General features: G+C 66.3%; 11 protein-coding genes and 2 pseudogenes. 5 read left to right on the top strand and 8 right to left on the bottom strand.

The annotated features are described in order from the left end of the window. The first annotated feature begins 8 nt into the window (after window positions 1-8). The gene (locus ENGE1_RS28555) at window positions 9-149 is read left to right on the top strand and encodes a hypothetical protein (protein WP_086498344.1); all 141 of its coding nucleotides are present in this window, start codon (window positions 9-11) and stop codon (window positions 147-149) included. 27 nt (window positions 150-176) lie between these two features. On the opposite strand, the gene ENGE1_RS18645 is transcribed toward ENGE1_RS28555, so the two are convergent. The 6 genes and pseudogenes from ENGE1_RS18645 to ENGE1_RS18620 form a co-directional block, all read right to left on the bottom strand. Then, entirely contained in the window at window positions 177-902 is a 726-nt protein-coding gene (locus ENGE1_RS18645) for a polyphenol oxidase family protein (protein ID WP_048254691.1), read from the bottom strand. A 71-nt stretch (window positions 903-973) separates the two neighbouring features. Next, window positions 974-1,895 (bottom strand): annotated as a pseudogene (locus ENGE1_RS18640) (MurR/RpiR family transcriptional regulator). Next, window positions 1,861-2,808 (bottom strand): ABC transporter substrate-binding protein, encoded by a 948-nt coding sequence (locus ENGE1_RS18635; RefSeq protein WP_048254688.1) that lies wholly within the window; start codon window positions 2,806-2,808, stop codon window positions 1,861-1,863. Before ENGE1_RS18635 ends, ENGE1_RS18640 begins: the two are co-directional and overlap by 35 nt. Before the next feature lie 12 nt (window positions 2,809-2,820). After that, window positions 2,821-3,873 (bottom strand): FecCD family ABC transporter permease, encoded by a 1,053-nt coding sequence (locus ENGE1_RS18630; protein ID WP_043083624.1) that lies wholly within the window; start codon window positions 3,871-3,873, stop codon window positions 2,821-2,823. Beyond that, window positions 3,870-4,865, bottom strand: coding sequence for a FecCD family ABC transporter permease (locus ENGE1_RS18625; RefSeq protein ID WP_064360670.1), 996 nt, complete (start codon window positions 4,863-4,865; stop codon window positions 3,870-3,872). The genes ENGE1_RS18630 and ENGE1_RS18625 overlap by 4 nt, the downstream gene beginning before the upstream one ends. Beyond that, window positions 4,862-5,674, bottom strand: a complete 813-nt coding sequence (locus ENGE1_RS18620) for an ABC transporter ATP-binding protein (RefSeq protein WP_048254685.1) — start codon at window positions 5,672-5,674, stop codon at window positions 4,862-4,864. The genes ENGE1_RS18625 and ENGE1_RS18620 overlap by 4 nt, the downstream gene beginning before the upstream one ends. A gap of 522 nt (window positions 5,675-6,196) precedes the next feature. Between ENGE1_RS18620 and ENGE1_RS18615 the strand changes: the two genes are divergently transcribed. From ENGE1_RS18615 to ENGE1_RS18600, 4 genes are all read left to right on the top strand, one after another. Next, on the top strand, window positions 6,197-8,218 hold the full coding sequence (locus tag ENGE1_RS18615; RefSeq protein ID WP_106913033.1) for a TonB-dependent siderophore receptor: 2,022 nt from the start codon (window positions 6,197-6,199) through the stop codon (window positions 8,216-8,218). Between the two features lie 109 nt (window positions 8,219-8,327). Further along, the gene (locus ENGE1_RS18610; RefSeq protein WP_048254682.1) at window positions 8,328-9,380 is read left to right on the top strand and encodes an ABC transporter substrate-binding protein; all 1,053 of its coding nucleotides are present in this window, start codon (window positions 8,328-8,330) and stop codon (window positions 9,378-9,380) included. Then, the gene (locus ENGE1_RS18605; protein ID WP_048254680.1) at window positions 9,367-10,362 is read left to right on the top strand and encodes a FecCD family ABC transporter permease; all 996 of its coding nucleotides are present in this window, start codon (window positions 9,367-9,369) and stop codon (window positions 10,360-10,362) included. Before ENGE1_RS18610 ends, ENGE1_RS18605 begins: the two co-directional genes overlap by 14 nt. Then, entirely contained in the window at window positions 10,359-11,111 is a 753-nt protein-coding gene (locus ENGE1_RS18600) for an ABC transporter ATP-binding protein (RefSeq protein WP_048254679.1), read from the top strand. Before ENGE1_RS18605 ends, ENGE1_RS18600 begins: the two co-directional genes overlap by 4 nt. On the opposite strand, the gene ENGE1_RS18595 is transcribed toward ENGE1_RS18600, so the two are convergent. Together ENGE1_RS18595 and ENGE1_RS18590 are read right to left on the bottom strand one after the other, a co-directional pair. Then, on the bottom strand, window positions 11,091-11,828 hold the full coding sequence (locus ENGE1_RS18595; RefSeq protein ID WP_048273266.1) for a substrate-binding domain-containing protein: 738 nt from the start codon (window positions 11,826-11,828) through the stop codon (window positions 11,091-11,093). The genes ENGE1_RS18600 and ENGE1_RS18595 overlap by 21 nt on opposite strands. A gap of 66 nt (window positions 11,829-11,894) precedes the next feature. Beyond that, a pseudogene (locus tag ENGE1_RS18590) lies at window positions 11,895-12,689 on the bottom strand (sugar phosphate isomerase/epimerase family protein); the annotation flags it as partial. Window position 12,690 lies beyond the last annotated feature (1 nt).

Here is a 12,690-nt window from a genome sequence, read left to right as displayed (position 1 = left end):
GGTAAAAAATGGAAATCGATCCCGACAATCTGGTGATTGCAGGTCTGGAAGAGGCGGAAGAGCGCAACGCAGCCCGCCAGCAGGAGGCCGACAAAAAGGCTGAAGCGATCGAAGCGGACGACGACTGCGGCGACGCCTGCAAAATCTGATATCAAAACCGGCTCTCGCCGGTTTTTTTATCCCTGTTTCACAATCCATGAAACCTGCTGGGTCTTCTCTGCGGGGGAATGCGTGCGGCGGCGAAACGATCCCAGCGCTTCATCCGGCGTACAGTAGGTACAGCGCGCCAGCACGTCGATATTTTCACGCGGAACGCCCGCCTTTTCGAGCGCCAGTACGGCAAACGCGGCCAGGTCAAACCACAGGCTATTCGCCTCCCTGGCCGCCGGACTCCCGGCTGTAGGCCGCTGCGGCCGGCTGAAAAACAGCGACTGGCGGTTTGCCGCGGCCAGCGCGCCCGAGGGCGTCGCCAGCAGCTGGGCGTAAAACGCGGCCGATACCTCATAGCAGCAGGCGCGAATGTGCGGACCTATCGCCACCACAACGTCGGCCGCCGCCACGCCCTGCTCCGCGAATCGCGCCACGGCGCGTTCGGCGATGCCCAGCGCCGCACCGCGCCATCCGGCGTGAACGCAGCTGATAAAGCGGCCGTCGCGGCTGGCCATCAGCAGCGGCAGGCAGTCGGCGGTATAAACGCCCAGCGGCTGGCCCGCGATCTCGGTAAAAACGCCGTCGGCCTGCGGGCGTTCGGCCTGGACGTGGGGGAACGTCAGGATGTCGCAGCCGTGAACCTGCTTAATGTCTACCAGCGGTTCGCGATCAAACGCCGCCGTTTCGGCGGCGTTGAGAAAACCGTGGCGAATACCGGGAAGCGCCGCCAGCAGCGGCGAAGTGTAGGCCATAGCGTACCTTGAATGAGGAAAGGTCTTTTCACCCTAATTCAGCGCGCGCCGCGGCGCAAGTGGCCCGCGCATTACCCTCTTCGCCCGCCGGAGCGGCCTATCGCCTTGTGCAGATCGTTCACCCGCTTCATCGACTTCAGGGTTTTCTGCGGCGCCGCGGCGGCGACCGACAGGACAATCATCTCCAGGCATACCAGCACCGTACCGTGGAGCGGCATGCGCCCATCGCCGCCGCCGCGCGGTACCTCGATCACCACCTGCGCCTCCTGGCTGAAGCGGGAGTCCACCGCCTGGGTCAGCAGAATAGCCGGGATCCCGAGGCGCTTCGCCTCCCGCAGCGTCGTAAGCCCTTCGCGGTGCGGCGACTTTTGTCCCATCACGATCAGCACGTCACCGCGCTGCATGCGCAGCAGCTGCTCGGCGAGGCTGAAGCCGGTGCGGTTCATCACATAGGCGGGCAGGCCGATGCGGCTGAACAGCCGGGCGCTGTACTCGGCGAGGATACCGGAAGCGCCGATGCCGAACAGGCCCACCTGCCCCGCCTCCCCGAGCAGCGCCACCGCCTGGGCCACGGCGCTGCGGTTGCGGGGCGTACTCAGCGCATCGCAGGCGCGGCGGTGGCCTTCGAGGACAAAATCTATGCTGGCATTGACGTCGGTTGCGAGGGCGCTCACCGTCGAGCGCATCTTCTCCGAGGAGGTCACCGTCGGGCCAAACCAGCGCTCGACGGTCTGCTTAAGCTCCCGCAGCCCGGAGAAGCCCAGCGCCTGCACGGCGCGCACCACTGTCGCATCGGAGGTGCCGGCGGCGGCGGCGATCTCCATCGCCGTGCGCTCGAGCACCGCCTCGCGGTTGTCATTGATATAGTTTGCCACCGCCAGCAGGCGCGGCGACAGCTGCCCGGCCCGCGCCCGCAGGCGCTCGCCGAACAGATCGGCTTTACCGCGCGGCCTCGGGGTCATGGTTTCGCCTCCGGCTGCGGCCTGCCCGCAATATGGGAGGTTATCTGCGCCACCATCAGACTGAGGGCCGCGTAAGAGTTGGAGATGACCTCCTCCCGGGGCAGCAGAATGTAGCGCCCCTGCCGGCAGGCCCGCATAAAGTCGCACCAGCCCGGCATCACCGCCTCCATCGCCTTCAGCTCATCGTCGGGCTTACCGCCGGTATCCGAACGCCAGGTAGCAAATACGTAGTCGGCGTCCAGCTCCGGCAGCCGCTCGGCGCTGACGTCGATGCGCTGGCCGTCCGGGATCGCCTCGACCAGCGGCGGAAAGCGAAAGCCCGCGTCGCGCAGCGCCCGGCCTAGAGCGTGGTAGCTGTGGTGGACGGTTATCTTGCCGCCGTTGGCCTGGATCACCGACACGCTGATGCGCGACGTATCCAGCAGGGTGCGGAGCTGGCGGATCTCCGCCCGGTAGCGGTAATCGAGCACCGCGAGGCGCGCCTGCGTCCCGGTCAGATCCGCCAGCCGCTGGTAAATACGCGGCGCGCTGCCCTGCAGGTGATCGATGCTGACCGTCGGAGCGATGTTCTGCAGCCGATCGGCGGGCACGTTGCGGTTCGGCTCGGTAATGATCAGGTCCGGCTTCGCCGCCGCGATGGCCTCCAGGTCGATATCGGTGCTGCCGATGAACTGAATATCGCTGTTGGCGAAATCAACGCCGGTCAGCGCGGCGCTGGCGCGCAGGTAGTGGCTGCCGTCCGGCCGGGTTCGCCCGTGGCTGGCGACGGGCGTTACCCCCAGTTCGAGCAGCGGAATAGTAATGTCGAGATCGTGCATTGAGACGATGCGCTTCGGGTGCAGCGGCACCTGCACCGTGCGCCCGAGATCGTCGGTAAAGCTGCGGGTCTCCGCCGCCGTCGCCCCGCAGGCGGTTATCAGTAACATCAGAGTAAGCCAGCGCATAAAACGCCTCCCTTAAAGCGCGTCGCGGCGACGCCAGAGCAGAAACAGAAAAAAGGGGCCGCCGGCAAAGGCAATCACGATCCCCGCCGGGATTTGCAGCGGCGCGAACAGCAGCCGCCCGAGGTTATCCGCCGCCAGCACCAGCAGCGCGCCGGTAAGGCCGCTGCCGCAGAGCAGCGCCGTCTGCCCGCCCCGCAGCAGCAGCCGGGAGACGTGCGGGGCGATAAGCCCGACGAAGCCCAGGCTACCGACGCAGGAGACGCTGGCCGACGTCAGCAGCACCGTGGCAAACAGCCGCAGCCAGGTGAGGCGGACGAGGCGCACGCCGAGACCGGCGGCAGTCTGCTCGCCCAGCAGGGCGACGTCCGCCGCCCGGGCGGTCAGCAGCAGCGCCGCCGCCGCCGGCAGCGCCCACGCCAGCGCGATAGCCAGCAGCGGCCAGCTGGCCGCCTGCAGGCTGCCCGCCAGCCACATCATTGCCGTCTGCACGTCGCGCACGTCGGCGGTGGTCATGAAGATGCCGATGGCGGCCGCCAGCAGCCATGAAATGCCGATACCGATAAGGATAAAGCGCGGCCGCGACAGATCGCGGGCCAGGGCCACGACCAGCAGCGTCACGCCCGCCCCGCCCGCCAGCCCGGCCAGAGGCCGCCAGGCGGCGTCCACCGCCGGAAAAAACAGCACCAGGATCAGCACCGCGATGCAGGCCCCCTCCTTGACGCCGATAAGTCCCGGGTCGGCGAGGCCGTTGCGGGCAAGGCTCTGCATCGCCGCGCCGGCCATACCGAGCATGGCGCCGCACAGTATCGCCATCAGCACCCGGGGGAGCCTCAGCTCGCCGATAATCAGCCACTGCCGATCGCTCAGCGCTTCGCCGCGGGCGATGGCGCGAAAAATGGCCGCGGCCGGGACGGAGACGGTGCCCAGCAGCACGCCGCACAGCGCCAGTCCCGCCAGCGCTGCCGCCAGCAGTGCGGCGGTTTTCAGCGCGGCGGGGCGCAGCAGGATGCGCCTGCCGAACAGCGTCAGCGGCCGGAAGCCCGCCCGCTGCAGCGCCGGCCTCATTTAACGCACCTCGCGGCAAGCAGGATAAACAGCGGCGCGCCGACCAGCGCGGTCACCGCCCCGGTGGCCAGTTCCTGGGAGGCCAGCAGCATGCGCGCCAGCCAGTCGGCGAGCACCAGCAGCAGCGCCCCGACCGGCATCGCCAGCAGCGCCGCCGCGCGCAGATCCTCCACGCCCAGCCGACGGATCAGGTGCGGTACCAGCAGGCCGATAAAACCGACCGGACCGGCAGCGGCCACCGCCGCGCCGCAGAGCAGCGAAACGGCCAGCAGCCCCAGCAGGCGCGTGCGCCGCAAATTGATGCCCAGCCCGCCCGCGACGCTGTCGCCGAGCGCGAGCACATTCAGACGCGGGGCCAGCCCCAGCGCAAGCGCCGCGCCGCACAGCGCCGTCATTCCAGCGTGAATTAAGGTCTGCGGACGTACGCCGGCGAGATCGCCCGCCAGCCAGGTGCGTACCGCCAGCAGGGTCTGCTCGTCGAACAGCAGAATGGCCGCCGTGATGGAGGAGACGAAGGCCGACAGCGCCACGCCGCAGAGGGTGACCTTCAGCGGCGTGATGCCGCCGCGCCCGGCGCCGGAGAGCGCCAGCACCAGGCAAAATACCAGCGCGGCGCCGAGGGCGGCCAGCAGCGGCTGGCCCTGGGCCTGAAAGCCAAGCGCCGAGCCGCCGACCACCGCCAGGGAGGCGCCGGCGTTAAGGCCGAGAATGTGCGGTTCGCCCAGCGGGTTGCGGATCAGCGTCTGCAGCAGCAGCCCGGCCATGCCCAGGCTTCCCCCCACCAGCAGCGCGGCCAGCAGACGATTCAGACGCAGCGCCACCACGATGCGCTGTTCAAAGTCGGCGGGATGATAATCCACCAGCGCCCGGACAACGGTGCCCGGCGCAATGTGCCGCGCCCCGGTGGAGAGATGCAGCACGGCGGCCCCCGCCAGCAGGGCGCAGATAAGCAGCAGCCGGAGGAGGCTCCCCGATGCGGCGCGGCCGTTCACGGCCGGCCTCCGCCGAACGGGATAAAAAAGGGCTTGCCGGTCTGCGGATTGACCATCGCCTGCACCTCAATGTCGAACGCCGCGCTGACGATCTCCGGCGTGCAGGGTTCGCCCTCTCCCACCGCCGCCAGCAGCCGTCCCTGCCTGAGGAACAGCAGCGTATCGGCATAGTTGACCGCAAAGTTGAGATCGTGCAGCACGACGACGATCGTCCGCCCGCCGTCGCGGGTCAGGGCCCGCAGCAGCTCGAGGATCTCGACCTGATAGCGCAGGTCCAGCCAGGCGGTAGGCTCATCGAGCAGGATCACCGGGGTCTGCTGGGCCAGCGCCATCGCAATCCAGCAGCGCTGGCGCTGGCCGCCGGAGAGACTCTCCACCGGCAGGTGCGCCAGCGCTTCCGTGCCGGTAAGGCGCAGCGCCCGGTTAACGGCTTCTTCATCGGCGTCGCGCCACGGGTGCAGCAGCCCCTGCCACGGATAGCGTCCGCGGGAAACCAGCTCAAATACCGTCAGCCCTTCCGGCGCGGCGGGCGACTGCGGCAGGATCGCCAGCCGTCGCGCCAGCGCTTTCGTTGGCTGCCGGTGAAGGCGCTCGCCGTCCAGCCAGACGCAGCCCGCCTGCGGCTGCAGCAGCCGGGCGAGCGTCATCAGCAGGGTGGATTTGCCCGAACCGTTAGGTCCCACCAGCGCCGTCAACCGGCCTGCGGGGATCGAGAACGAAACATTATCAATAATGCGCGTCTGGCCGTACCCGGCCGTTAGCGCATCCAGTACCAGCCCGTCGGCCCGGGATAGAGGGCGAAGTGGCATCGTTTTACTCCTGTGCCGCAGTGGCCAGTAAAAATACAAATACAAATCATTCTCTTTTATGTTGAGGCCTGACCCTGTAGTAGTCAATGGCAAAACTCGCGCCGGGCACTTCAATCCCACTTAACGCCAGCCAGAAAAAGCCGATGAACAAAACCATTTAAAAAACAGATAAATAAAAAACACTCCCACCCGCCTCCGGCGGCCAAATCCGCCGCTATTGCGCAGCCCGCTTTTTCTTTTGAACCACATTTACTACTACATTCCTCCATGGTTGAATGCTTCTCAATTACATATCCGGAGCGCCAGCCGGCGCGGCTAACGGATAGCGCTTTATTACAGAGCAATGATGTTTCAGGCTTTTTGACGTGTGGGAATATAATAATGATGCAACTTAGCTCTGCGACCGGCGGCAAGTCCGGACGCGTGCTGTTCACGCTGGTGTTCGCCAGCGCGCTGACCTCAGGGAAAACCGCGGCCGCCGCTGCCGTCAACGGCCGTTCAGGTACTGACGCTGAAGAGACAATGCTCGTCAGCGCAGCGCCTGGATCGGATCCTGCTACCGACGGCTATCAACCGCTCTCAACCAGCACCGCGACCCTGACCGCGATGCCGATGCTGGATATCCCGCAGGTGGTGAATACGGTGAGCGACAAAGTGCTGGAGGATCAGCACGTCACCACCCTCGATGAGGCGCTGTATAACGTGGCAAACGTGGTGCAGACCAATACTCTGGGGGGCACCCAGGACGCCTTTACCCGGCGCGGCTTCGGCGCTAACCGCGACGGTTCGATCATGACCAACGGGCTGCGCACCGTGGTGCCGCGCAGCTTTAATGCCGCCACCTCCAGGGTCGAGGTGCTGAAAGGCCCCGCGTCAACCCTGTACGGTATTCTCGACCCCGGCGGCCTGATTAACGTCATCACGAAACGGCCGCAAACCACTTTCGCCGGCGCTGTCTCCGGCACCTCCAGCAGCTTCGGCGGCGGCGGCGGCCAGCTCGACGTTACCGGCCCGATTGACGGCACGCGCCTCGCCTACAGGCTGATTGGCGACTACCAGCACCAGGACTACTGGCGACGCTTTGGTAAAAACCGCGCCAGCTTTATCGCACCGTCGCTGAGCTGGTTTGGCGATGACGCCACGGTGAATCTCTCATGGTCCCACCGGGATTATCACGTGCCGTTTGACCGGGGCACTATTTTCGATCTCGACACCGGCCACGCGGTAAACGTGGGCCGCAAAACGCGCTTCGACGAGCCGTTCAACAACACCAACGGGCGCTCCGACATCGCCCAGTTGAACGCCGCGTACCGCCTGAACAGCGCCTGGACCGCGCGGCTGGATTACGGCTACAGCCAGGATCAGTACAACGACAATCAGGCACGGGTAATGGCCTATGACGCGGCTACCGGCAACCTGACCCGGCGGGTCGATGCCACTCAGGGTTCGACCCAGCGGATGCATACCGCCCGGGCGGACCTGCAGGGCAATGTCGATATCGGCGGCTTCTATAACGAAATACTCACCGGCGTCGCCTGGGAGCGCTACAACCTGCTGCGCACGGACATGATCCGCTGTAAGAACACCAAAGGCTTTAATATTTACGACCCGGTCTATGGCGCCGTCGGCAAATGCACCGCGGTATCGGCTGCCGACAGCGATCAGCGTCTGCGCCAGCGCAGCTACGCCGCCTACGCGCAGGACGCGCTCTATCTGAGCGACCGCTGGATTGCCGTGGCGGGCGTGCGCTACCAGTACTACACCCAGTACGCGGGCAAGGGGCGGCCGTTTAACGTCAATACCGACAGCCACGATGCGAAGTGGACGCCGAAAGCCGGTCTGGTTTATAAGGTCACGCCGTCCTTCTCGCTGTTCGGCAACGTCTCGCAGGCCTTTATGCCGCAGTCCTCGATCGCCAGCCGCATCGGCAGCCTGCCGCCGGAAGAGTCCACCGCCTACGAGCTGGGCGCCAAGTTTGAGCCGGTCGGCGGCCTGACCGCCAACCTCGCGCTGTTCGATATTCACAAGAAGAACGTGATGTACAGCGAGCTGGTCGGCGACGAAACGGTAGCGAAAACCGCCGGTAAAGTGCGTTCGCGGGGCGTCGAGCTGGACGTAGCCGGGCAGTTGACCGATAACCTGCACATCATCGCCAGCTATGGTTATACCTTCGCGAAAGTGACCGACGACCCGGTGTATAACGGCAAGCCGCTGGCTAACGTGCCGAAGCACACCGGCTCGCTGTGGCTGGCCTATGACATCAATAACGTCTGGAACAGCAATACGCTGACACTCGGCGGCGGCGGCCGCGCGGTCAGCAAACGCTCGGGCACCAACGGCGCCGATTACTACCTGCAGGGCTACGCGGTGGCGGATCTGTTTGCCGCCTACAGAATGAAGCTGCAGTATCCGGTCACGCTGCAGGTCAACGTGAAAAACCTGTTCGACAAGACTTACTACACCTCGTCCATCGGCACCAATAATCTGGGCAACCAGATTGGCGATCCGCGCGAGGTGGAGCTGACGGTGAAGATGAACTTTTGATCCCCGACAAGCGCCGGCCATCTTTTTGCCCCCGGCCGGCGCGCTGGCATTTACATAACCCACCGCTGTATATTTTAATACACACCGTTTTCACTCATTTGAGCCCGCTATGTCTCTTTTACGCACCTCCCTGGCCCTGGCCAGTCTGCTGTTCTTCAGCGCGGCCCACGCCGACCGCACGCTCACCGACCAGCTTGGCCGCCGGGTCACGCTGCCCGATCGTGTGGATCGGGTGGTGGTTCTTCAGCATCAGACGCTGAACCTGCTGGTTCAGCTCAACGCCGCCGACGATATCGTCGGCGTGCTGAGCAGCTGGAAGAAGCAGCTCGGGCCGCAGTTCGTGCGCTTTATGCCGAAAATCACCGCCCTGCCCATGCCGGGGGATCTGACGCAGGTGAATATCGAAAGCCTGCTGGCGCTGCATCCGCAGGTGGTTTTCGTCGCCAACTACGCCCCGCCGGAGATGATCCGCCAGATCGAGAGCGCGGGTCTGCCGGTGGTCGCCGTCTCCCTGCGCGCGGACGCCGACGGCGAGAAAAACAAAATGAATCCGACGATGGCCAATGAGGAGCAGGCCTATAACGAGGGCCTGAAGCAGGGTATTCGTCTGATTGGCGAGGTCGTTTCCCGCCAGAAGGAGGCGCAGCAGCTTATCAACTATACCTTCCGCGCCAGGGCGCAGGCCAACGCGCCGGTGGCGTCCATACCTGAGCAGGAGAAGGTGCGGGTCTATATGGCCAATCCCGATCTCAACACCTACGGCGCCGGGAAATACACCGGCCTGATGATGGCCCACGCCGGCGCGGTCAACGTGGCGGCGGCGACGGTTAAGGGCGCCCGCCAGGTCTCGCTTGAGCAGGTGCTGCAGTGGAACCCGCAGGTAATTTTCGTTCAGGACCGCTATCCGCAGGTGGTGCAGCAGATCGAAAGCGATCCGGCCTGGCAGGCCATCGACGCCGTAAAGCACCGCCGCGTCTGGCTGATGCCGGAGTACGCCAAGGCCTGGGGCTATCCGATGCCGGAAGCGCTGGCGGTAGGCGAGCTGTGGATGGCGAAAAAGCTCTATCCTGCCCGCTATAAAGATGTCGACGTCGACGCCCGGGCGGCCGATTTTTACCGCCGCTTCTACCGCGTCAGCTGGCAGCCCGATGGCGCGCAATAAGTCCATTCAGATCCTGCTGCCCTGCCTGACGCTGGCCCTGGCGCTGCTGTCGCTCGGCCTGGGCCAGTACCGGCTGCCGGTCGGCGAGGTGGTGGAGCGTCTGCTGCACCCGCACGCCTTCGCCGATATTGCCGCCCAGGTAGTCTGGCGCGTGCGGCTGCCGCGAGTGCTGATGGCCCTGCTGGCGGGCGGCGCGCTGGGAATGAGCGGCGCGGCGCTGCAGGGCGTTTTCCGCAATCCGCTGGTGGATCCGCACATTATCGGCGTCACCTCCGGGGCGGCGTTCGGCGGAACGCTGGCGATCCTGCTGGGCCTCGGGCCGCTGCTGCTGATGGGCTCAACCTTCGGCTTCGGCCTCGCCGCGCTGGGCCTGGTCTATCTGGTGGCGACGCTCCAGCGTCACGAAAGCACGCTGGGACTGATTCTTTCCGGGATCGTGCTCAGCGGCTTCTTCGCCGCGCTGGTCAGCCTGATGCAGTACCTGGCGGACAGCGAAGAGACGCTGCCCAATATCGTTTTCTGGCTGCTGGGCAGCTTCGCCACGTCCAGCTGGCACAAGCTGGCCGTCCTGCTACCGCCGGTGCTGCTGGCGGGGACGATCCTCTACGGCCTGCGCTGGCGCATCAACCTGCTGTCGCTGGAGGAGAGGGACGCCGCCATGCTCGGGGTGGCGGTAAAGCCGCTGCGCCGGGCGGTGCTGGCCTGCTGCGCCCTGCTGGTGGCGGCCCAGGTGGCGGTCAGCGGCAGCATCGGCTGGGTGGGTCTGGTGATCCCGCACCTGGGACGGCTGCTGGTCGGCGCCGATCACCGCCGCCTGCTGCCGGTGGCCTTCTGGCTCGGCGGCGGCTTTATGGTGGCGGTGGATACCCTCGCCCGGACGCTGACCGCCGCGGAGATCCCCATCGGGATCATCACCGCCCTGCTGGGCGCGCCGCTGTTTGCCGCGCTGCTGATCGCCGCCGGGCGCCGGAGGCCGCAATGAGCGCCCCGTCGCTGTCTGTACAGGCGCTCGGCTTCGGCCACCGCCGGCCGCTGTTCTCGCCGCTGAGCATCGACTGCCGATCGGGTGAGGTGTGGGCGGTGCTGGGTGCCAACGGCTGCGGCAAGAGTACGCTATTCGCCACGATCAGCGGCGCCCTGAAGCCGCTGGCCGGACAGGTGAGCGCCGGAGACGGCATCAGCGTGGTGCCGCAATCCTTTCGCCCGGCCTTCGGCTGGCGGGTGCAGGAGGTAGTGCTGATGGGCCGCGCCCGCCGCGTCTCGCTGTTCGGACAGCCGTCGGCGGCGGACGAGATGCGGGTCACCGCAGCGCTGGCGCAGCTCGGCATCGCCCACCTGGCTCAGCGCCCCTTTAACCGGCTCTCCGGCGGCCAGCAGCAGCTGGTCATGATTGCCAGGGCGCTGGTGGGCGGTAGCGAGACGATCCTCCTCGACGAACCCTGCTCGGCGCTGGATCTCGCCAACCAGCAGGCGGTGCTGCAGCTGATAAGCGATCTGGCGCGCCGCCAGGGGCGCTGCGTGCTGTTCAGCACCCACGATCCGGCCCACGCGGCCCGGGTCGCCAGCCACGCCCTGCTGTTGCTGCCCGGCGGCGAGTGGCTGGCGGGGGAAAGCGGGAAGGTGCTGACCGAGGAGGCTCTCCAGCGCGCCTGCGGCCTGCCGGTGCGCAGGCTGACGCCCGGCGACGGGGCGGAGCCGCTGCTGGCGCCGCTATTCACCCTCCGGCGCTGAGAGGCCCGCCTGCTGCAGAAACAACCGTCCCCGGGCGCTGAGTATGTAGTCCGCCAGCGCCGCCGTCTGCGGCGCGTCATCCAGCCACGCCAGCCGGTATTCGCAGCGGGGAGAGAAGGGTTCCGGGATCGCCACGGTGCGGCAGCCGTCCTCGTCCCGCAGCAGCGTGGCGTAGTGGGCGTAGCCGATAAACAGATCGGTCAGCCCCTCACGCAGCAGCCAGGCGCTGGCGAGTTCGCCCCGAGGAATAGTGACAGTGTCACGACCGCCGACCAGCGGCACCGCCCGCGCAGCAATGGCGCGACCCACGCCGGGATGGCGGCGCTCAATATTGTCGAACAGCTGCAGCGTATAGTCGCCCGAAGGATCGCAGCCCGGCGTGGAGGTGCCGATGCGCAGCGACGCGTCGGTCAGCAGCGCCAGCCAGTCGGCGTCCTCCCCGCACGCCGCGCGGCGCAGGGTAAGGTTGAGCCGGTTGAAGGCGAAGGTTCGGGTCCCGGCGGCAAGCCCGGCGCTCAGCAGCGCCTGCGGATGGGCGACGTTTGCGGAGGCGAACAGGCTGCAGGCTTCGCCGCGCTCAATGCGTTCGCGCAGCAGCCCGGCCGGGCCGAATTCAGCGCTGACGGCAATACCGCTCTGAGCGGTAAACGCCCGGCACAGCGGCGTAAAAGCAGGCCTCAGGCTGCCGGCGGCAAAGAGGCGCAGAGGAACAGACATGGCGATTTCCTTTCAGAATGTGCGGCCAATCATATCCCTTCCCGCCGGCATCGCCTATCCCGGATGGCGCATAACCTGCGCTTCTAGCCACGCCAGGGAGCGCCAGGCGTCCGCCGCGCTGACGCCGCCGCGGTCGTTAAAAATCTCCAGCGACCACGGCCCGCGATAGCCGCGGTCGAGCAGCGCGCGGGTAAATTCGATAACCGGCAGATCGCCCTTCCCCGGCAGGCAGCGATAATGGCGGCTCCAGGCCTGGACATCCATCGCTTTACGCGGCGCATCCGCCAGCTGGACGAAGGTGATTTTTTCGATCGGTACGTCGCCAATCGCCCGCAGGTCGTCCCCCAGGGAGAGAACGTGAAAGCTGTCCAGCACGATGCCCAGCGCCGGGCTGTCCACGGCCCTGACCCGCTCCCAGGCCTGCCGCCAGCGGTTAACCCGCGTGCCCCAGGCCAGCGCTTCGTAGCCAATCTGGACGCCCTCCTCTTCGGCAAGGGCAGCAAGGGCGCGAAGATCGCTTATCTGCAGGTCGATATCCGGGCTGCTGTCCGCCGCCGTACTGCTGCACAGCAGCATCTTATCGCAGCCGAGCTGCCGGGTTATCGCCAGCGCCTGGCGCGCGCGCTGAAGGTGCCCGGGAAACTGCGCCCGGCTGGCGCCCTCAAAGTCGCGAAAGGGCTGATAGAGGGCGATGTGCAGCCCAAGGTCGGCGCACATCTGGCGGATCTCCGCCGCGCTGCCGGGATAGTGGCGCAGATCGTCGGCAAAAATTTCCACCTGCCCGAAACCGGCGTCAGCGATCGCGTGGAGCTTTTCCGGCAGCGTGCCCGGGAGTGAGACAGTCGCAATAGCGCGCAGCATA

Source organism: Pluralibacter gergoviae ATCC 33028 = NBRC 105706 (assembly GCF_001598855.1).
GTDB classification, from domain to species: Bacteria; Pseudomonadota; Gammaproteobacteria; order Enterobacterales; family Enterobacteriaceae; genus Pluralibacter; species Pluralibacter gergoviae.
Note: the sequence above shows the minus strand (reverse complement) of the source record. Positions and strands in the feature narration are given on the sequence as shown.